The sequence below is a fragment of the Ruoffia sp. FAM 26254 genome, from assembly GCF_045528545.1.
Lineage (GTDB): Bacteria > Bacillota > Bacilli > Lactobacillales > Aerococcaceae > Ruoffia > Ruoffia halotolerans.
Window position 1 is genome coordinate 37,845 of the sequence record NZ_JBGQQY010000008.1, and the last position, 20,896, is coordinate 58,740.

Here is a 20,896-nt window from a genome sequence, read left to right on the forward strand (position 1 = left end):
CTCAGGTGGGCGAGCTGGAGAAGTTCTCTTGCATTCACTAGCTCAGGTGAGGGAGCTGGCGTATCCTCTGTTTCTACATTTATAATTTTTTTGCACCTTTTATAAATACTTTTTATAAATTCCTTGTTATTTAAACCTGAATATGCTAATTTTAAAGTGCCAGGAAACGCTTACAAAGCCAGTTAAAATTACTAGGAGGAATAGAAAATGGGTCAAACTTTTACTGTTGAATGGGATTGGGTAACAAAGTTTGTCAAAGATGTCTTTATGGCTTATGGGATTCCAGAAGAAGATGCGGATATTTGTACAGATGTGCTACTTGCGTCTGACCGCAAAGGGATTGAATCACATGGGGTAAACCGCTTTAAACCAATTTATCTTGATCGAATTAAGGCAGGTATTCAACATCCGGAGACGAATTTTGAAGTTGTTCGTGAAACACCGACAACAGCAGTTGTGGACGGACATGATGGGATGGGACAAGTCATTGGATATAAAGCCATGCAGATGGCGATCGATAAAGCGAAAGAGTTCGGAATGGGTATGGTTGCGGTTCGAAACTCAACTCACTACGGAATTGCGGGTTATTACACAGATATGGCTGCAAAAGCAGGTTGTATCGGCATGACCGGGACGAATGCGCGCCCTTCGATTGCGCCTACTTTTGGAGTTGAGAATATGTTAGGTACAAACCCACTCACACTCGGTTTCCCAACCGATGAGGATTTTCCATTTTCATTAGATTGTGCGACTTCAATTAGTCAACGCGGAAAGATTGAATATTACGCACGTATTGGTCAAGATACACCTGCAGGAATGGTGATTGGTCGTGACGGAAAAGCAATGACTGACTCGCCTGAAATTCTAGAAGCGTTAGTTAATGGTCAAGCAGCGCTAGCACCACTTGGGGGTATCGGTGAAGAACTCGCTGGATATAAAGGTTATGGTTATGCAACTTTTGTAGAAGTATTATCAGCTGCCCTACAACAAGGTAACTTCTTACATATGTTATCAGGCATTGGGAAAAATGGCGAGAAACAGAAGTTCCATCTAGGACATTTCTTTATTGCTATTGATACCGAAGCTTTCGTTGGTTTAGACAGCTTCAAGAAGACAGCCGGAGATATCTTAAGAGCTTTAAGAAATTCAGAAGTGGCGCCAGGCGAAGAACGCATTTATACTGCCGGTGAAAAAGAACACCTCGTGTGGTTAGAACGCAAAGATACCGGTCTCCCTCTAAATGAAGGGGTGCAACAAGAAATGATTACTATTCGTGATGAACTAGGCTGGACAGATTACAAACTACCATTTGAATAAGCATTAAAGAAGGGGAGCAATCCATGCTCCCTTTTTTTATAAACTCAAATTCTTTAAAGCGACTGCTAAATCTTCAACAGCCATTTGACCGGGAGCAGATGCTTTTCCTAAAGAACCGAAAGTTGCTGCAGAGCCAAATACTTCGCCAGCAAGGCGACTAACCATTCCTAAATTACCCATAGACATTGTTATTAAAGGTACTTTGGAAAATTGTTGACGTCGATGTGTTGCTTTCAATAGTGTTAATACATCTTCTGGCGTTTGTGGCATAACAGCTATCTTGCAAATATCTGCCCCTTTACTCTCCATCAACTCAAGACGACGAATAATCTCTTCCTCTGGAGGTGTTCGTTCAAAGTCATGATTACATAGCACCACATAAATCCCTTGACTGCGACACTCTTGAATAAGACCGTCTAACTTTTCTTCTGGGATAAATAACTCAATATCTAATAAATCAACGTGTCCTTCATTAATAATTTCTTGATAAAGGGCAACATATTGCTCATAGGATAGCTCGCGTTCCCCACCTTCTTCAAAAGTACGGAAGGTAATTAACAACGACTTATTCACCAGCTGTTTGACAACTTTAGAAAGTTCGCTCACTGCGCCCGATTTTTCCACATCTTCATAAAAATCAATGCGCCATTCCACTAAATCACCTGATGACTCACCTGCCTCTTTTGCAGCTTTAATAATCTCCGCACGAGTTTTACCAATAATCGGTACAATTATTTTAGGTCTCCCTTGACCAATGGATACATTATCTATCGTCACTCGCTTCATCTTCCACCCTCCCTTACTTGATGTAATTATCTCTACATTTGATAATAGCTTATACAGAAGCAAAAGGCTAAAAAAACCAATGAACCTTCACGAGATCTATTAGTTTTAATATTAAATATTATTTTGTCGCATTGCGAACACTGTCCGCAACGACTTCTGCTACTTTAGGGTTAAAGGCATCTGGAATAATATTATCCACACTTAACTCTGATTCTGGAATCACACTCGCAATTCCTTGAGCTGACGCGATTTGCATTTCATCTGTAATATCACTTGCGCGTGCATCTAAAGCTCCACGAAAAATACCAGGGAAAGCTAGAACGTTATTAATTTGGTTAGGGAAATCGCTGCGCCCCGTTGCGACGATAAATGCGCCACCTTCCTTCGCTTCATCCGGCATGATTTCTGGTGTTGGGTTCGCCATCGCGAAGATAATCGGCTTTTCACTCATTGTTGCAATCCATTCTTTCTTCAACACACCTGGCGCTGACACACCAATGAAAACATCCGCATCTTTCACAGCTTCTTGTAAATCCCCTTTCAAGTTATCAGGATTTGTTAAACTAGCTAAGTCTTTGTGCCGCTCATCTAAAGCAGGATCATCTAAAGCAATCATACCATCGATATCACAGACGATAACATTTTTAGCACCTGCGGCTAACATTTTCTTAGCAATTGCCGTTCCGGCAGATCCACCACCATTGATAATAATTTTTGCTGACTCGATTTTCTTATCAGCAACTTTCAATGCATTGTATAAAGCACCTAATACGACAATCGCTGTCCCATGTTGGTCATCGTGGAATACTGGGATATCCAATTCTTCTTTCAAACGTCTTTCAATTTCAAAACAACGCGGTGCAGAAATATCTTCTAAGTTAATTCCACCAAAAGAAGGAGCAATTGCTTTAACATGTGAGATAATCTCTTCAACATCTTGTGTATCTAATGAAATTGGAACAGCGTCCACATCTGCGAACGCTTTGAATAAAGCAGCTTTCCCTTCCATCACTGGAATCGCAGCTTCAGGTCCGATATTTCCTAGTCCTAATACAGCTGATCCATCAGTGACAACTGCGACTAAATTACGTTTCGTTGTATATTTATAGACATCTTCTTTATTCTCCGCAATCGCTGAACTAACTGCCGCCACACCTGGTGTGTATGCTACGGATAATTCTTCCATATTTGTAATGGATACTTTAGGATTAACCTCAATCTTCCCGCCTAGTTCCTCGCTTAATCTAAGAGCTTCTTTCCTCACGTCCATGTATCTTGCTTCCTTTCTATGATTGAACTCTACTCATTACCACTCTGCATTCTCAAGTTCCCACTCTGTCCAAGGATATGGTGCTACTAAAATCTCCTCGCCTGTTTCAGGATGTGTGACTGTTATCACAGTTGTTGTTAAATTATTTTGATGCCTAAAACCCTCCACATGAAAATACCCATTACTATCAGCTACGGCATTTTCCATAGTTGTAGCATAACCATTTACATGTGTTACTTTCACTTCAGCATTCGGGTAAGTATAACCTTCGACATATCCTTGATCCACAAAATATCTTTCAAGCGTTAAGTAGCCTGACTCATGTTCGAGTGCTGTTGGACGATACTGGTAAATACCTAATTCCATCCCATACATATTCAGACCATTCTCATTTAAGTCTCTAATTGTCGGTGAGATTGATCTCCAGCTATTCCGTAATCATAACTCTTATAAGATTTCACTGTTATTGTTGCTAGGGCCTCTGCTTCTTGTTTACTCACATATGCCTCAACTTACTCAAATGTATAATTCTATGTACCTTCCTTATAAAGTCGAATTGCTTCTTCTCGCTGCTCTTCAAGTGACTGAGTATGCCCAACTTCTCCCGCAAAAATTAAAAAATAAATGCCAATATCAATTTCATCAATCTCTTAATCATTGCTACTGTCTATTATGTGTTTTAGTATAAATATATTATATAGTTTTATTATAGCATGTTAGGAAGCGCTTTAATAAATTAAATGCAAAAAGAACACAGAAACTAATTTAACTTAGCTTACCGTGTTCTTATGAAACCTTTCAATAACGAGCTTAATCTACTAGAACTTTTGACCGGCTGTTTCCTCCGATGATCCATCATTACTAAATCCATCGGCATCAATGCTTTTCTTAGTAGCTTATGTGATATACCCATCTACTCCGCCCCCTCTTTAGTCGTCAAATTCCTTAAAACTTGTGACTTCTTGAAATCATTGAAATGATTCTCTAAACTCATTATATGCTTTATCAAACCGCTTACAATTTTATTGTCCCAACATTCTCATGATTCATAGAAATAAGACACTCACAAGCAAAAAACGATCCTTGTCCCATCAATTAAATTTCATTTAAATGCGAAATTATCTTAAATAAAAAAACTTCCCGCAATCGCGAGAAGTTCTTCCTATTTCAATTAAGCACTCAACACATCTGACTCTAATAGCCAACCTAACACGGTCCCATTATCCGCTAATAGAAAAGCTTTTTGCATTACTTCTTTCGTTTCTAATACATCAAAAGCCTTGCCTTTGACCCAAGTCGCTATCCGCTCACCGGTCTGCCAAGTGGTCGCATCGGTCGATACAATCACTTTCTCATTTCCTTCACTTCCAGCAAACCAGTCTGCATCTAGCTTCTTCAAGACGCCCGGATTGGCTTTATCTATCCCAACTCTTCTTGCTTCCATGCGTTCTAAGTACTTCGTGTATCCTAAAGCAGCATAGTCGTACTTAGATCCACCAACCTGAAATAAGCCTTTGACTGCATCCTTGAAATTCCTCTGGCCACTCACTTTATATATCCCACCGGGTCGCAGTAAATATATCCAGTCTTCAAAGAAATCCTCCTCCGATGCATAGCGAAGATAGTAACCACCTTCGCTCTTAGGACGTGGACTGCCCTTCGTTTTCTTAATATCAGGATTGCCAATATAGTTGACTGACCAGGTCATCCCGCCCCAATTTTGATCTAATTTTGCGACATTGGACTGACCCCAAACCCCTTCAAAATGCAACATAACAATAAGTAGACTGGGTAAAATTTGATACTGCTTTGATAAGGCGAGTAACTTATCTAGATGTGCCTTCGATAACTGAGCATCTTGATATATTAGAGCAGCTTCTGACACAACTACAGTCGGCGTCTGAATTTTATCTACAAAGATTTGATTGACCTTACTCTGCACATGGTTAAAGTCATAACCCGCAGCAGCGAGTTGAGCCATTCTTGCTTGGCCGACACCCCATTTTCCTGCGATAACTTCTTGAACCAACTCATCAATGGTCTTCTTCACTTCACCGACCACTTGATACTTCGGTCTAGCGTAGCCCATAATGCGCTTATCATTCCATTGAAAAGTATTCCGCTTCACTTTGGCTTGGCTATTGCCTTCAATGGTCTTCACTTGGTTATGCTCAACCGACTCCACAAACCCAATGTGATCAGCCCAACCATTCCCATCCCAATCAAAAGTAATAATGTCACCCGCTTTAGGGAACTGTCTTCCTAACCAAATCCCTTTCGCTTTGAAGATGTTGATATGACGTTGGACACCACACTCTCGCCCAATCAAATCACTCATCCCAGCCTGATCGGAAACAACCGTTACAAACACGTCACACCAATCATCAGTCAACTTGACCTGATACCCCATCGGGATGGGACGTATTGAATTATAGGCTGCAATTAAATTATTGAAAGTGTTCGTCCCCTCACTCACACCAATATAACTTTGTGCGACTTTAAGCAACGACTGTACTGTGGCCATTCCCGTCACCTCCATTGTAATATTTACTTGAAATTTGTAAGATCGTCCCGAGAAAAACGGCGAATAAGTTAATGGTCGAAACGAGTATTTCCACATCCGCATAGCTATACAACTCTCCCAAACCTTGGAAAAGTACCGCCACAGCTGGTAAAACCACTAAGACAAACCACTTCAGTAAATCATACGTTCGATTAGTTAAACGCATAAGAGGTCAGCTCCTTTACTTGATTCGACAACGATATCTGTTCCATCTCTAAGGTATGAAGCTTCATATCATGGTTATTGACCCGTTGGGTTAAATCACTTAAACCATGTTTATTCGCTTCCAGCTCTGTTTGCATCGTATCTAGGCGGTTAATTAAATTTTGAATCGAAGTAATTAAACGAATCATCTTGGAGATGAGCGTTATTACCGTAATCATTGCCCCAGCCAAACTACCTAATTCAATCACAGACATGCCTTTTCCTCCTTTTTCGCAAAAAAATAAGCCTCGCTAATAACTATAGCGAGGCGTTGGGGGTGCGCTGCGATTAAGCAGCGTAAATGTCTTCAACCGTACGACGAACGTAGCGAGCTCCTACTGCTTGCGCGTAAGCATCACCATTCTCATTAACAAAGATTTCAGCGCCAGCAATTGCGTCCAATGCTGCTTGAGCCTCTTGTGCTGTTAGGCCCAACTTAGGGTTACGAAGTGTGACCTTTTTGTTTGATCCTGCTTCGTCTTTGAATAACAATTCTAAATTATTTGTTTCTTCCATTGTGTATACCACCCTTCTTTTCACTTAAGCATCTTTATCTGACACTATTTACGCAAACGCGAATGTGTGAACCGCTTCTACCGTTGCGATTGGCTCCTCAATCACACTTTGCAGTGCATTGCGAACAGCCTCAACATCCTCTACTGGCGCATCCTGAGTTAAATCATTCAACGTCACCGTTGTCTTCTTCTCCGTCACCGGATTAATCGCAGTAAGCTTTAAGCTTGCTGATAGGAATTCTTTGTTCATCGTACCCCTCCTCGTTTTTGTTTGTAAGTAAAACTACTTACACCCCTATAAACGTATTTTTTAGAAAAAGTGTCACCCCTATTTTGGGAAATGTTAAAAATCCCTCAAACTTATTTATTTATCATTCTTCTAATTATTTATTAATTGTAATCTTTATCATTGACTTATTATTAGAAAGTGCTAAATTGAAAGAAATATTATTTAGAAAAGGATGAGTGTTGAGAATGAAATTAAAAAGGAAAGTTGTATCTCTTTTTGTTAGTGCTTTGGCCTTAGGTAGCGTGTTTTCTAGTGTTCCTGTTTCTGCTCAAGATGCACCAGAGGTGGATCCTTCTGTTGAACAAACATTAAGTATCGCAACTAATGGAGAATTATCGACTTTAGATAGTGCATTATACAATGATGTCCCTACATCAGATATGATCGGTCAAATCAATGAAGGGCTGTACCGCGTAACAACGGGGAGTGAAGTTGAATTAGGTCAAGCTGAGGATGTTAATGTTAGTGATGATGGTCTCGTTTATACATTCACACTAAGAGATGGATTAACTTGGAGTAATGGAGATCCTCTCACGGCGCATGACTTTGTGTATAGTTACCAACGTTTGGTTGATCCTAATTCAGGTTCAGTTGCTTCAACGACGGTTGAAATCTTTAAAAATGCTGCAAGTATCCGAAACGGTGACATGGAACTGGATGAATTGGGCGTCGTAGCCTTAGATGATTTAACACTAGAAATTACACTTGAATATCCAGCGCCTTACTTACCAAAGCTGCTAACAGGAAGTCGATTCTTACCAGTTAGCAAAGCTTTCGTAGAAGAAGTGGGTAGTAGCTATGCTACTTCGTCAGAAAACCTTGTAAGTAATGGACCCTTCACATTAGAAAACTGGAACGGTTCAAACCTCGAATGGAATCTAGTGAAAAATCCTAACTACTGGGATGCTGATAATGTTTACTTAGAAGATGTTCTTGTTCAAGTAGTGAAAGAAACAGGTACGGGAGCTGATTTATTTGATGCGCAACAACTCGACTATGCTGTCTTAACAGATGACTTTGTACAACAATATGCTGGAAGTGACTTTTTCTACTCCGTACCTAAATCTACTGTTGGATATCTAAGTTATAATACAACTAGAGAAGCTACTGGTAACGCGAATATCCGTCGTGCTTTGTCACAAGCATTCGATAAAGAATTATATGCAGAATCGGTTATTCAAGATGGTTCAACACCATTAAATGGTTTAGTACCTGTCGGATTTGATGTGAGTGAAGACGGGGTTGATTTCCGTGATGAGCAAGGAGATATCTTAGTTTATGATGTCGAACAAGCTCAAGCAGATTGGCAAGCGGGACTTGATGAGTTAGGTGTGGATTCATTAGAACTTGAATTATTAACATCAGATGTTGACCTATCAGGTCGTACGGCTGAATATTTACAAGCTCAATTACAAGAAAACTTACCTGGTTTAACATTAACAATTCGTAGTGTCCCATTACAAAACCGTATTGAATTCCAAAGAAATCTAGAATTTGATATCTTCTATGGAACGTGGGCACCTGATTACCAAGATGCAATTAACTTTATTGAACAATATCGCACGGATGGCGGAATCAACTTTGCTGAATATTCAAATGAAGAGTACGATGCTCTCGTAGAAGCAGCACAGGTTGAATACGCAACTGATTCTCAACAACGTCGTGAAGCATTGCTAGAAGCTGAACGCATTGGTGTTGCAGAAGATGCAGTCACTGCACCGATTTACCAAGCTTCATCGTCATACTTACTAGATCCACGTGTTCAAAACTTTGAAGTCTATCCATTTGGTCGTACAATTAACTTACGTACAACTTATGTTACTGAATAACATGCCACAATAAAAGGTCGAACAAGGAGCTTAGCGCTCTTTGTTCGACCTTTTTTCTTGTTTAGATGTGATAAACCACTGGTTGTTCTTGGACGAGTTCAATTATAGATAGTATGACATCACTCGCTAATTTCATTCTTTCCACGGTAACAAATTCGTATTGCCCATGAGAATTCTCAGACCCTTTAAATAAATTAGGTGTCGCAATGCCTTTAAAAGCGAGATGACTCCCGTCTGTTCCACCACGCATAGGGTTAATTCTCGGTGTCACACCAACTGCTGCGTAAGCTTGCTTCGCTAAATCAAATGATCTTGAATCATTTTTTATTATATTTCCCATATTTGCATATTGATTTGTAATCACACATGATATTCTTGGATAAGCATAAGTAGCGTTTTGTTCATCGACCCATTTCTTGATTTGTGCTTTTCGCTCTTCGAACTTATCAAAGTCATGATCGCGAATATTATAAATCGCAGTCACTGAGTTTAAGTCCCCAGTTTGACCTCCTAACATATAGTATCCTTCATAACCACTAGTAGTTTCAGGAGTTTCATTCGCTGGGATTTTTTGGTAAAACTTCGCTGCTTCCGCTAATGGATTTACCATGACATCTTTAGCTGCCCCTGGGTGAACACTCGTACCAGTAAAAGTTAAAACCGCTTGCGCCGCATTAAATGTTTCATAATCGAGTTGCCCAGTTCGTCCTCCATCAATGGTATAAGCAAATTCAACGGGCCATTTTTCTGCAATGAAGCGACTTGCGCCAATCCCAATCTCCTCATCCGGTCCAAATGCTACCCAAATATCTCCATGAGGAATCTCAGGATTCTCGATAAGATGTTTCATCACCTCAACAATTGATGCCATTCCTGCTTTACAATCCGCTCCTAATAAAGTTGTCCCATCCGTTGTCACTAATGTTTCGCCAACATAATCTTTTAAATTAGGAAATTCTTTGACGGTCATCACAATATCTAACTCTTTGTTTAAGACAACATCTTTCCCATCATAATTGTAATGAACTTGTGGGTTTACATTCTCAGATGGGAAGTCAGCTGTATCTATGTGAGCCATAAAACCAATTGCTGGAATATCTTCGTCTGGTTGGTTGCTAGATACTTTAGCTGTGACGAAACCATCACGTTCATCATAGAATACCTCCTCTAGCCCTAATAAATTCAATTCGTTCTCAAGCTTCAAAGCAAATTCGACTTGTTCTGGTGATGAAGGGATCATATGTTTATTGGCTGGGTTACTTCGTGTATTAAACCGAGCGTATCGGATAAATCGTTCAAGTATTGTTGAGTACATCATAGTCCTTCTTTCTTTTCGTAATATAATTAAGATGTATTATAAAAGAACAAATATATATTGCAACTTTTATTAAAAATAACTGAATAAAATTAAAAACAAAAACAGAACTATTGACTAACGCTTTTATAATTAGTACTATATCATTAATATTCCATGAGGAAATGCGACGAAGAGAAGAGTAATTCACTTAATTAACTTTATTAGAGAGTCTGGCTGGTGAAAACAGATAGTTAAAAGTGAATGAAGATGAACTTGGAGCATTCGAATGATTCAAATTAAATCGACGGGTGCGCCCGATAACGCGCAAAGTATTCATTGATACTTATTGAGCGATTACTTGTGAAAGTAATTCGGAACCTGGGTGGTAACACGATAAATTCGTCCCTTCTGTTAGATTATTTCTGACAGAAGGGACTTTTTTCATCGAAAGAGGTGATGGCTTTGGATGAAAAGACACTTGAAATTATTCTTGAATACCAGGCTGATTACTTTCCAAAGTTATTTTTAGCGACTCGCTTCTTGCCTGTGAAGAGGTTGGATCGGTGTAAACTTGGAATGGGCTTTTGTCAAAAATGATAATTATTAGGACGCTGAAAATGTATACCTTGATGTAGCTCACATATCTGTGATAAAAGAAATCGGAACTGGGATTGACTGATTCGAAGTTAGTGAACAGGAAGTGATATTCTTCATACCCTTCCAATAGCAAAGTTTGGTTACTTAGGTTTCAATACAGCTCGTGAAAACACGGGCAACATTGCTTTAAGACGTGCGATTTCTCAAGTCTTCGATAAAGAACTTTATAATTAATCGGATTGGAATACTGCCAAAGAAGAACTAGAATTTGATACAATAGACTTAGAACTACTTGTCTCTGATGATGACCTGTCGAGAAGAACTTATTCGTTCAGCTAAATATGACATCGTAAATAACTTAGATGGCCGTTGGGAAACTTTAATTGAAGCTGAAACACTAAGTATTAAAGAAGAAGCAGCTGTAGCTCCGATTTACCAAAGAGCCAATCCTTTCTGGCTTACTCCAGAAGTAAAAGGCTTGAGAGTGTTACCTTTGGGTCGAAGTTATGATTTACGTCAAGTATATATTTCTGCTCAGTAGTTCAACGGACTTACGTCGCTAGTTCTTAAGATGTTGCTAGTGTAGTCAATTGTCAAATTGTATCATGATCGTATACCGATTCATGACACAGTTATATAATAGAAAGAGGTTTAGAATGACACAATATTTTCGTTATATATTACGAAGAGTTGCATTAATGGCAGTTACATTATTTATTATTATTTCTGTAACTTTTTTATTGGTGCAATTTTTACCAGGGTCACCTTTTGCCAACGAAGAATTATTAACTGAGACTCAACTTGCCTTATTATATGAAAAGTATGGATTAAACGAACCCATTCATATTCAATACTTTAATTATATAAGGAATGTACTCAAAGGAGACTTCGGTGTTTCCTTCCAGTTCAATAATATCCCTGTGACACAAATTCTTGCAGATAGAGCCGGACCTTCGATTCAGTTAGGACTCCAAGCGATGGTGCTTGGAACAACTGTGGGAACCATTCTGGGTATTATCGCAGCAGTTAAACAAAACACTTGGATTGATACATTAACTTCAACGGTCGCTATTGGTGGACGATCTGTACCAAACTTTGTCTTTGCTGTATTACTTCAATTCATCTTTGCTGTTGTCTTAGAATGGCTACCGATTGCTTTTTGGCGAGATGGCTTCTTATCGAGCATCCTGCCGACGATTGCTTTAGCAATCTCACCGACGGCTGAAGCTGCCCGGTTCATTCGTACGGAGATGATTGAAGTGCTTAATAGTGATTATATTGAACTCGCCAAAGCCAAAGGTTTTTCAAAAATATATATTATCAGTAAACACGCGTTAAGAAATGCAATTATTCCTTTATTAACTATCTTAGGACCGGTAACTGCTAGTTTAATGACTGGATCACTCGTTATTGAGAACATCTTCTCCATTCCTGGAATTGGAGAACAGTTCACAAAATCGATTCTAGTGAACGATTATCCAACTATTATGGGTGTGACAATCATGTATTCAGTTATTCTTGTTGTCATTATCCTCATTGTAGATATTCTTTACGGATTGATCGATCCTAAGATGCGTGTTACACAAGGAGGTAAGTAAATGTCACATACAGAGATTCCTAATACAAACTATAATCAAAAAATTGTAGAACACACAAAAGATATAGACGACTCACTATTTACAACAAAAGTTCAATTAGAATCTGATCGAAATGAGGAAATTGTCGCTCCTACACTAAACTTCCTCCAAGATTCTTGGCGTCGTCTCAAAAAGAATAAAGGCGCGATGATATCATTCTTTGTTATTTCTTTGATTATCATTATCGCTGTGTTTGCACCCTTCTTTGCGCCACATGATCCAAATGCGCAAAACCCTGCATGGTCAAATCTACCACCAAAAATTCCTGGTTTAGAAGGGTTTAGTTGGTTCAATGGAACGTCTGTAAACCGTGGGGGTGCATTAATTGATAGTTATGACCAATCTGGTGTACCTGAAGGAGTTTATTATTATCTTGGAACTGACAGTTTAGGTCGAGACCTATTGTCTCGCATCATCTTCGGGACGCGGATTTCCTTAATCGTTGCCTTCGCAGCAGCGCTAATAAACTTAATATTCGGAATTGCATACGGTATGATTTCTGGATGGATGGGCGGACGCGTGGATAACCTCATGCAACGAGTGCTTGAAATTCTATCAGGTGTTCCTAACTTAGTTATTGTCGTACTCATGCTTTTAGTTATGAATCCCGGTTTGGTTTCGATTATTATTACCATTGCTTTAACCAGTTGGATTACGATGTCTCGGGTTGTGCGAGCTCAAACAATTCGACTCAAGCAACAGGAATATGTTTTAGCTGCACAAGTGTTAGGTCAACCCACTATTAAGATTATGTTCAAACATATCTTACCAAATATGATGGGCTTGATTATCGTACAAGTCATGTTTGCCTTACCGTCAGCAATATTCTTTGAAGCCTTTTTAAGCTTCATTGGTATCGGAATTCCAGCGCCTAACGCATCCCTTGGAACTCTTATTAATGACGGTTACAAGACATTCCGATTCTTACCTCATCTCATGTGGTATCCAGCAGCAGTGATTTCGATTATTATGCTTTCATTTAACCTTTTAGCTGATGGTTTAAGAGATGCATTCGATCCGAAAATGAAAGAATAGGTGATATTTTGAAGGAAGAAGTATTAACAGTAAAAGACTTAGCCATTAGTTTCCAAACTTTTTCTGGGAAATTACAAGCAATCAGAGGCTTGTCTTTTAATCTTTATCAAGGAGAAACCTTAGCCATTGTTGGTGAATCGGGATCAGGTAAGACTGTAACGGCTCGCTCAATTATAGGACTATTAAGCAAAAATTCGATGATTGAAAGTGGCCAGGTTATCTTCAAAAATAATGACTTATTAAAGTATACAAACAAGCAAATGGAAGCGATTCGTGGAAATCAAATTGCGATGATTTTCCAAGATCCTATGACCGCTTTGAATCCAACACTTTCAATCGGAAGACAAATTACAGAAGTGCTTGAGAAGAAAAGAAAGATGAGCCGTAAAGATGCGGTGGATGAAGCAATCAATCTCTTAGATTTATGTGGTTTAGTCAATCCTAAAGAACGAATGAAGCAATATCCACATGAGTTTTCTGGAGGACAAAGACAAAGAATCGTTATTGCGATTGCCCTTGCGGGAGACCCTGAGATATTAATCGCAGATGAACCCACCACAGCACTCGATGTAACCATTCAAGCTCAAATTATTGAACTACTTAAAAAGATTCAAAAAGAGAAACAAATGACTATTATCTTTATTACACATGACTTAGGTGTCGTCGCCAATGTGGCTGACCGAGTTGCCGTAATGTATGCAGGTAAGATTGTTGAAATTGGATCGGTCGATGATATTTACTATCATCCGCAGCACCCTTATACTTGGGGCTTATTAAGCTCAATGCCAACCCCGGATTCGAAGGGAAGCTTGTATGCAATACCTGGAACACCTCCGGACTTATTAAATCCACCTGAAGGAGATGCTTTTGCCTTTCGGAATGAATACTCATTGGCCATTGATTTTGTTAAACAACCACCCTTATTCGAAGTAAGACAGGGACATTACGCTGCAACTTGGCTCTTACATCCAAAGGCGCCAGCAATTACAGTGCCAGAGCCCATTCAAAAACGCCATGAACACTTTGAATTGAAACTAAAGAGAGGGGAGATTCAATGACAGACAAGCCAATAAAGAAACAACCTCTTGTTCAGATTAAACAGTTAAAACAATACTATAATGAAGGTACTCGTAATGAAGTCAAAGCGGTCGACGGTGTCAGCTTTGATATCTACCGCGGTGAAACATTTGGTTTAGTTGGTGAATCAGGCAGTGGTAAATCAACAATTGGGCGTGCCATCGTTAATTTATATCAACCAACTGATGGGGATATTATCTTTGACGGTAAGTCATGGACCGAAAGACAATCCACTCAAAGTAAATTAGCCTTCAATAAAGAAGTTCAGATGATCTTCCAAGACCCTTACGCATCACTTAACCCGCGTATGAAGGTTAACGATATTATTGCGGAAGGCTTGGATGTACACAATCTAGTAGGAAACAAGAAGGAACGGGCTGAACGTGTCTATGAATTACTTGAGGCCGTAGGTTTAAACAAAGACCATGCTACGCGATATCCTTATGAGTTCTCTGGCGGACAGCGTCAAAGAATTGGTATTGCTCGGGCCTTAGCCGTTGAACCAACCTTCATCGTCTGTGATGAACCGATTTCTGCTTTAGACGTTTCAATCCAAGCACAAATTATTAACTTGCTAGAGGAGTTACAAGTCAAACATAACTTAACTTACTTATTCATTGCCCATGATTTATCAATGGTAAAGTACTTTAGTGACCGAATCGGTATGATGTACCAAGGAAAAATTGTTGAAGTCGCGGACGCTGATACTTTGTATGATCATCCGAAGCATCCTTATACACAAAGTTTGCTATCAGCCATCCCATTACCAGATCCAGATTATGAAAAAGAACGTCATCGAATTATTTATAAACCAGATGAAGCGTTCTATAATCCTGAGAATCAATTAATTGAGACAGAGCCTAATCATTGGGTGTATCAGTGATTTGAAGGTTTAATATCGTATAAAATTAAAACCATCCCGCTAAATTCACGTAACATGAATTTAGCGGGATAGTTTTATATATCATAATTAAAGTTAGATGCTCTAATTGCTTTATTCCACTACCTCATCAATCACTGCAGTATATAAAGCGAAGTCTTCATCTGAAACATCGCCACCCATTTGAAGTAATATATCTCCTTTTGAATAAGTATGAGAATATAACATAGCTGCTTCTTTCCCTAAATCATCATACACAGCCTTTATAGTTTGAAGATCATTTTCATCTCTCACTAAAAATAATCTTGTCTCACCTGAATAAGATATTAATATAAAGCAAGTATCTGGTCTCCCTTGAGCAGCTGCAATATATGCAAGGTCTCCTCTTTGGAACACTTCAACATGCTTTCCAAGTCGCACTAATTTGTTCTTAAAGTTATAAGCAGGAACAATCGCATCTCCAGCTGAAAAGATACAAATTGTATCATGATGTGTCAAGATATGCTTCACCTTTTCAAGTAATTCGAATTGAACTAAACTGAGCGTATCACTCACTGTCTCTCGATAGAGATACCCGATTTTATTTGCAATATGCCAGTCGCTATCTTCACTAGCAAAAGGCTTATTCGTATCAATCTCATTAAAGTGTGAATCCAAGTATTTTACTTCTTCTAGATATTTCTTGCGAAAACTGTCATAACCAGAAAAACCTAACTTCTGACAGAATCGTACGATCGTCGAAGGTGAGATAAACAACTCATTAGCGATTCTTCGTGTACTCATCTCTTCCAATTCTCGGCGATGATCTCGAAAGTATGTCGCAATACTTTACTCAACCTCAGATAATCTATCAACCTCTTTTAACTGATCTGTAATTAACATCCCATCCCCCCTCTTATATGAATTATATACTGAATACTTTAAAGAGTCTTTAAAATATGCTTTGTTTGATGGGGATTAACATGTAGGAGGCGGTTAAGGGAGCTTAAAATCAATTCCATTGCTTATTAGAATGAATTTTGAAATTCGAAAATTTGCGGAAAATTAATTAGCAGGTTTTATTGATATATATTTGATAGCAATAAATTCGGCCAAATCAACGTTTAAACAAGTGCTTAATCTTTAATTATGCAAACTCATTGTTCTGAATTTCACTACAAGTTCGAGACCTCTTTATGTATATTTTTTGTACGAAAATAATATATAAACTTATTTGATGTTCTTGAAATAGCTCTTTTTTTGTCAATTTCAGTTTGTAAATACAGTAAATCGACTTCTTTATCATTTAGTAATATATCAATATTTTCATTTATTTTTTCCACTCTTTTTAAATTAAAATATGTTGAGTATAGTTTCTTTGTAAATGAGGCAAATAATACAAAAGAAGCATATAAAACTTCGTAAAAGGTCAAATCAGAGACAGATAAAAGTATTACTACAAATATCACAAAAGCAACTATAATCCCATAAGCAAGATTATTAATTCCTTTATCAAAATAAATGTTTTCTTTCATTGCCTTTTCTATAGCCATTTCCTGTGGCATGTTCTCTTCTATTTTTGTATACCAATTTTTAACTCCCCTTGGATTATCTGTTCCTGTATTATTAACTTGTCTTTCAAAGAAACTAGCATTTTTTACTTTATGTTTTTTTGAAAGTGAGATTAATTTTTTATTAATCTCTTTACTCCAACCATAAACATAATAATCAAAACCTTTTTTTAATTCTGCTGCTGAAACAGTATTCTTTTCTATAAAATAGTCAAAAACAAAAGAAAGAAAAAACCAGAACATCATTATATAATTCAGTATTATAGAATTTGGGAATATAATTTTTAAGATAGGGAGCAGCAAAATTATTATCCATTCTATCAAATCTATATTATCTGCCCTATCGTATAATAATCTCGCTGTCGCTTGTATTTCTAAAGATTCCTTCTCATTTTGTCTATTTAGCAAGTCCATATCTTACCCTCCATTTAATTGTAGATTGCATATTCTAAAGGTGTTGAACGAATGATTTTCAACACCTAGACCAACATTTATAAATTTGCTACTTTAACATAACTCAACATTTCGAAAATCAGCATATTTAAAGCTTCTTTACTATTTTGTTTATTAATAGGTATTTTACTGAGTTACACCTAACCTTTCCAAATCTTCATTAAACACTCTTTTTAAGTATGCATTATTCAGAATTCTATCAAATTTTCCTTTATGACAATTTTTAAATTTTCGCCCTGACCCACAATAACATAATTTATTATTCATCCTATTGCCCGTATTGTACAAATGCTCGACCACAATCTGTAAGTCATGAAGAGAATTCACTGAAAAATATTCAAAATATGTTTCTTTTATACCAACTTGAAAATGAGATCGATCTCCCATAGGAAAATCTCTATGTATTGAATAATACGCTTCATCCACGAGAAACCATGCAATTATAGATAAAAACATATCGAATTTATATAAAGGTGCTAATCTCTCATAAATATCAAAATCTGTACCTAAACAAAAAGTGTTGTTTTCATCATTGTAAATATGACGATAATGTTTAATAGTTTTCTCACCATCTTCATAAACTTTTGGGAGTCTGATAGGATAATCCTTATATACACAGATTTTAATTTTCTTATCAACAGTAAGTGTCTGATCACTAATATCCTGCGAAAAAATAAAATTACAGGACAAAATGATTTCATCCTGTTTTTCTTCACAGCTTTTTAATGAAGCAAACTCGACTTTTTCAAAAGACTTTTGTATATTTTCAACTGTTTTCACCTTACTAGCCCCTCCATGGTTTAATATGAGCTTTAGGAGTTAATTCTACTTTTGGCACGTAAAATTTTGTTATATCAGTCGAAGACGCAAACGCTTTTTTGATAATTTCATAGTTTTCTTTCGTTTCTTGCCCGTTTAAAGAAGGAAGTATTGTATTTTGTAAATACTTTATGAATTCGATAAAGTTTTCAGGAGCAGAACTGTCTGAATTCCATGAATCAATTAAATTATCATTTCCGTTACATGGATTTTCCATTACCCATTGTCCATCCTCTTTCCTGATGATATTTGATATTTCTTCAGTACGGTGTCTAGAACTCATTTCTTTGCGATAATTTGAAAACAATCCTATGTTTTCGATAATATACTTAAGGTGTTCGAATTCATCTAATGAAAACTGGTTTTGTGATAATTTTGCAACAATAGTGCTAATGATGATAGACGGTGGTTTATTTATATAACCCTGATGATCGTAAAATACGGCCATCATCCTTTTTAAGGCTTTTACAATGTTTTTGACTTGGTTAACGTCACTCCCATCAGGTAACTCCTCTATCGAACTATATATTACTCCACTTCTTAATTCATATTTTCGTAAGATAACTGAACGATAAACATAATTAAACCATTCCGCATAACCCTTTGGATTATTTGTCACCCATTCATCATCTTTAGTCGTTGATAGTGATGCTGTGATTGCAATTGATGTATCAACCCTCTCACTCTCTTCTGTTATTTTTGCAAGTTGTTGTTTGGTTGTAAAATCCTCAGAAATTGATGGAACCACATCTATAGAAAATTTATAACTCCCCATTGAAGCATAATTAATAGTAAAACACTTATCCCATTCTTCAAAATCATCTCGATATCTTGAGTCTTCTAATGCTTCTCTTATTATTCTCTTTAATTCTGAGGAACTGTATTCCTGTTTTGTTGCATTTAATTCTATAATAGTATCTACATCATAAGATCTATCTTTTCCCTCAGTATATGGTCGAACAACAGTCTCTGTTGCAAAGGATCCCTGAGAATAGATTTTTACGTCTATATTATAATTGTCTAAAAAATACTCTTCTAAGTATTCTCCAATTGCATTATATTTGTCCCGTGCATTATCATATGCAGAGTTTGATAATGTCGTATCGTCTAAACATTTATTAAAAAATTCTTTTATCATATTATGCTCCTTATCTATTGAAATATAAGCATATTTTTGGGATAATTACCTAAAGTATTGTTATATCCCATATGCTTTGTTGCCGTTTTGTTGCCCCAAAACGGTTTTTTATCGTTGTTATTTTTTTGATGATCATTTCTTAATCTACCCTTTGCCCCTTAGTATTATTGTTAGCAACTTGAAACATTGACAATCATAGTCAATATTACGTTTTATAAGTAACACACTCCTCCCATGCTTGAATTAAGATTCAATTAAAATCAGAGAAAATAAATCTTTCCTGGATGATATAAAAATTTCTATTTTCTGGGGGTATTCAATTAAATCTCACTTATATACTATCATACTATTCTTTAAATATAAGCATGATTGACACTAAATATTGTGCTTCCCTCATAACAAAGTACTACATATAGTAGCATTTACTGACATTTTATCTATTAAATATATTTTAAAAAAATCATTAACATTATATTTGCATTTAAATTTAAAATGATTCCAGGCACCTATACTATATTCATGCTCACTATAATTACTCAGACCAAATAACCTGATACCAATTTCTCGATTCTAAGTAGTATGCATCTTAAATATACAATTATATTTGACTTGTAACTTTTTACACCAACCTCTCTTCACTAACTAATTGATATACTATAATATTTAGATGACAAGGATACCCTGCTATCAACTTTACTCAATAGAGATTAACTACTTTGATACGATAAATCCAAACCAAAAGGTTAAACTACTGAATTCAGTGAATTAAACCTACTATTAGCTGCAAAACGAAATATAACTTCTAAGTATTTTATTTTTCGGATTTATATTGAATTCATATTGCATATGTATTTATGATGATTCCTTTAGAATGAAAGTTGGTTCGATGGCAATACTTAGGCTTCCAACTTAACTAAATCAAATAATCACATTTTACCTTTTATTGGAATACTATATCCACAGAGATATGAAAAATTTGAAGTACAATCAGCTATTAAGATAAAAGTATATTTCGAACAAAATAAAAATGCCTAGCGGAATTCAGTATATTCACTGAATTCCGCTAGGCATTTTTATGTTATTTATAATTATATACTACTTTTCAATCATAATCGTTAATCAAATTTAAACAAAGCAACGTATGCTAACCAAGCCAATAGTGGTCCTACAACAATTAACGCAATTGATGAGTTTAATAGAGTATTGTAGAAAGTTTCTTTAGCAGCACCTTGTGCATTTGCTACGAAGATAGCTCCGGTAGTTGAAAATGGGCAAATATCAACAATACTTGAAGCTATACATACTGTTGCTAACATACGTATTAATAAAGGTATTACACCATCAATATAACAAGTAACTGAAATTGCCAGCTTTGGACTATCAACTAGAGAAACTAAATGAATGATATAATCCATTACAATAACATAAGTAACGATACCAGAAATCATTAGAATGATCCCCCAAGGAATTGCTGCTACAATTTCTTTTTGACTCGATGGGCTGACAAACGATAACAAATGTCCTAGAATTACCATTAAAAACTATTAGTTTGTTAAATTATTATTTAAATGGATTTACTTTAGACTAATTCAATAAATACATTATTATAATAACCAGTGCAGACTTTTATACTGTCCGGG

21 protein-coding genes and 1 other annotated feature are annotated in these 20,896 nt (G+C 36.9%); of the genes, 7 read left to right on the plus strand and 14 right to left on the minus strand.

Going from position 1 to position 20,896, the window contains the following annotated elements:
* The first annotated feature begins 207 nt into the window (after positions 1–207).
* Positions 208–1,317, plus strand: a complete 1,110-nt coding sequence (locus tag ACEN3Z_RS03535; RefSeq protein WP_338490316.1) for an Ldh family oxidoreductase — start codon at positions 208–210, stop codon at positions 1,315–1,317.
* Positions 1,318–1,353: 36 nt separating this feature from the next.
* Here the strand turns inward: ACEN3Z_RS03535 and aroD are convergent, their stop codons facing one another.
* The 8 genes from aroD to ACEN3Z_RS03575 form a co-directional block, all read right to left on the minus strand.
* On the minus strand, positions 1,354–2,103 hold the full coding sequence (gene aroD / locus ACEN3Z_RS03540) for a type I 3-dehydroquinate dehydratase (protein ID WP_407089649.1): 750 nt from the start codon (positions 2,101–2,103) through the stop codon (positions 1,354–1,356).
* 118 nt (positions 2,104–2,221) lie between these two features.
* On the minus strand, positions 2,222–3,373 hold the full coding sequence (locus tag ACEN3Z_RS03545) for an NADP-dependent malic enzyme (RefSeq protein WP_407089650.1): 1,152 nt from the start codon (positions 3,371–3,373) through the stop codon (positions 2,222–2,224).
* A 36-nt stretch (positions 3,374–3,409) separates the two neighbouring features.
* The gene (locus ACEN3Z_RS03550; RefSeq protein ID WP_407089651.1) at positions 3,410–3,739 is read right to left on the minus strand and encodes a hypothetical protein; all 330 of its coding nucleotides are present in this window, start codon (positions 3,737–3,739) and stop codon (positions 3,410–3,412) included.
* Positions 3,740–4,544: 805 nt separating this feature from the next.
* Positions 4,545–5,897 carry a CHAP domain-containing protein gene (locus ACEN3Z_RS03555; protein WP_407089652.1) on the minus strand — a complete coding sequence of 451 codons (1,353 nt, stop codon included), beginning with the start codon at positions 5,895–5,897 and terminating at the stop codon, positions 4,545–4,547.
* Positions 5,872–6,102: a phage holin gene (locus ACEN3Z_RS03560; RefSeq protein ID WP_235956391.1), complete on the minus strand. Its 231-nt coding sequence runs from the start codon at positions 6,100–6,102 to the stop codon at positions 5,872–5,874. Before ACEN3Z_RS03560 ends, ACEN3Z_RS03555 begins: the two co-directional genes overlap by 26 nt.
* Entirely contained in the window at positions 6,089–6,355 is a 267-nt protein-coding gene (locus ACEN3Z_RS03565) for a hypothetical protein (RefSeq protein ID WP_138405217.1), read from the minus strand. The genes ACEN3Z_RS03560 and ACEN3Z_RS03565 overlap by 14 nt, the downstream gene beginning before the upstream one ends.
* A 73-nt stretch (positions 6,356–6,428) precedes the next feature.
* The gene (locus ACEN3Z_RS03570) at positions 6,429–6,656 is read right to left on the minus strand and encodes a DUF2922 domain-containing protein (RefSeq protein ID WP_138405218.1); all 228 of its coding nucleotides are present in this window, start codon (positions 6,654–6,656) and stop codon (positions 6,429–6,431) included.
* A gap of 48 nt (positions 6,657–6,704) precedes the next feature.
* On the minus strand, positions 6,705–6,905 hold the full coding sequence (locus ACEN3Z_RS03575; protein ID WP_138405219.1) for a hypothetical protein: 201 nt from the start codon (positions 6,903–6,905) through the stop codon (positions 6,705–6,707).
* A gap of 224 nt (positions 6,906–7,129) precedes the next feature.
* On the opposite strand from ACEN3Z_RS03575, the gene ACEN3Z_RS03580 reads away from it, so the two are divergent.
* Positions 7,130–8,773 (plus strand): peptide ABC transporter substrate-binding protein, encoded by a 1,644-nt coding sequence (locus ACEN3Z_RS03580; protein ID WP_407089653.1) that lies wholly within the window; start codon positions 7,130–7,132, stop codon positions 8,771–8,773.
* Positions 8,774–8,834: 61 nt separating this feature from the next.
* Here ACEN3Z_RS03580 and pepT read toward each other — a convergent pair whose 3' ends face one another.
* Positions 8,835–10,088, minus strand: a complete 1,254-nt coding sequence (gene pepT, locus ACEN3Z_RS03585; protein ID WP_407089671.1) for a peptidase T — start codon at positions 10,086–10,088, stop codon at positions 8,835–8,837.
* 160 nt (positions 10,089–10,248) lie between these two features.
* Positions 10,249–10,480: a binding site (T-box leader), on the plus strand.
* A 488-nt stretch (positions 10,481–10,968) separates the two neighbouring features.
* On the opposite strand from pepT, the gene ACEN3Z_RS03590 reads away from it, so the two are divergent.
* The 5 genes from ACEN3Z_RS03590 (at position 10,969) to ACEN3Z_RS03610 (ending at position 15,299) form a co-directional block, all read left to right on the plus strand.
* Positions 10,969–11,208 carry a hypothetical protein gene (locus tag ACEN3Z_RS03590; protein ID WP_407089654.1) on the plus strand — a complete coding sequence of 80 codons (240 nt, stop codon included), beginning with the start codon at positions 10,969–10,971 and terminating at the stop codon, positions 11,206–11,208.
* Between the two features lie 115 nt (positions 11,209–11,323).
* On the plus strand, positions 11,324–12,265 hold the full coding sequence (locus ACEN3Z_RS03595) for an ABC transporter permease (RefSeq protein ID WP_407089655.1): 942 nt from the start codon (positions 11,324–11,326) through the stop codon (positions 12,263–12,265).
* On the plus strand, positions 12,266–13,339 hold the full coding sequence (gene opp3C / locus ACEN3Z_RS03600; RefSeq protein WP_338490374.1) for an oligopeptide ABC transporter permease: 1,074 nt from the start codon (positions 12,266–12,268) through the stop codon (positions 13,337–13,339).
* Positions 13,340–13,347: 8 nt separating this feature from the next.
* Positions 13,348–14,397 (plus strand): ABC transporter ATP-binding protein, encoded by a 1,050-nt coding sequence (locus tag ACEN3Z_RS03605; RefSeq protein WP_138405225.1) that lies wholly within the window; start codon positions 13,348–13,350, stop codon positions 14,395–14,397.
* On the plus strand, positions 14,394–15,299 hold the full coding sequence (locus ACEN3Z_RS03610) for an ABC transporter ATP-binding protein (protein ID WP_138405226.1): 906 nt from the start codon (positions 14,394–14,396) through the stop codon (positions 15,297–15,299). Before ACEN3Z_RS03605 ends, ACEN3Z_RS03610 begins: the two co-directional genes overlap by 4 nt.
* 111 nt (positions 15,300–15,410) lie before the next feature.
* Here the strand turns inward: ACEN3Z_RS03610 and ACEN3Z_RS03615 are convergent, their stop codons facing one another.
* The 5 genes from ACEN3Z_RS03615 to ACEN3Z_RS03635 form a co-directional block, all read right to left on the minus strand.
* The gene (locus tag ACEN3Z_RS03615) at positions 15,411–16,121 is read right to left on the minus strand and encodes a MurR/RpiR family transcriptional regulator (protein WP_407089672.1); all 711 of its coding nucleotides are present in this window, start codon (positions 16,119–16,121) and stop codon (positions 15,411–15,413) included.
* A gap of 329 nt (positions 16,122–16,450) precedes the next feature.
* The gene (locus tag ACEN3Z_RS03620) at positions 16,451–17,260 is read right to left on the minus strand and encodes an S-4TM family putative pore-forming effector (protein WP_407089656.1); all 810 of its coding nucleotides are present in this window, start codon (positions 17,258–17,260) and stop codon (positions 16,451–16,453) included.
* A gap of 165 nt (positions 17,261–17,425) precedes the next feature.
* Positions 17,426–18,079 (minus strand): SEC-C metal-binding domain-containing protein, encoded by a 654-nt coding sequence (locus tag ACEN3Z_RS03625; protein ID WP_407089657.1) that lies wholly within the window; start codon positions 18,077–18,079, stop codon positions 17,426–17,428.
* Between the two features lie 4 nt (positions 18,080–18,083).
* A complete protein-coding gene (locus ACEN3Z_RS03630) occupies positions 18,084–19,256 on the minus strand; it encodes a nucleotidyltransferase (protein WP_407089658.1) in 1,173 nt (390 codons plus the stop codon).
* A 1,115-nt stretch (positions 19,257–20,371) separates the two neighbouring features.
* Complete coding sequence (locus tag ACEN3Z_RS03635; protein ID WP_407089659.1) at positions 20,372–20,791, minus strand: hypothetical protein; 420 nt, start codon at positions 20,789–20,791, stop codon at positions 20,372–20,374.
* Between the last annotated feature and the right edge of the window lie 105 nt (positions 20,792–20,896).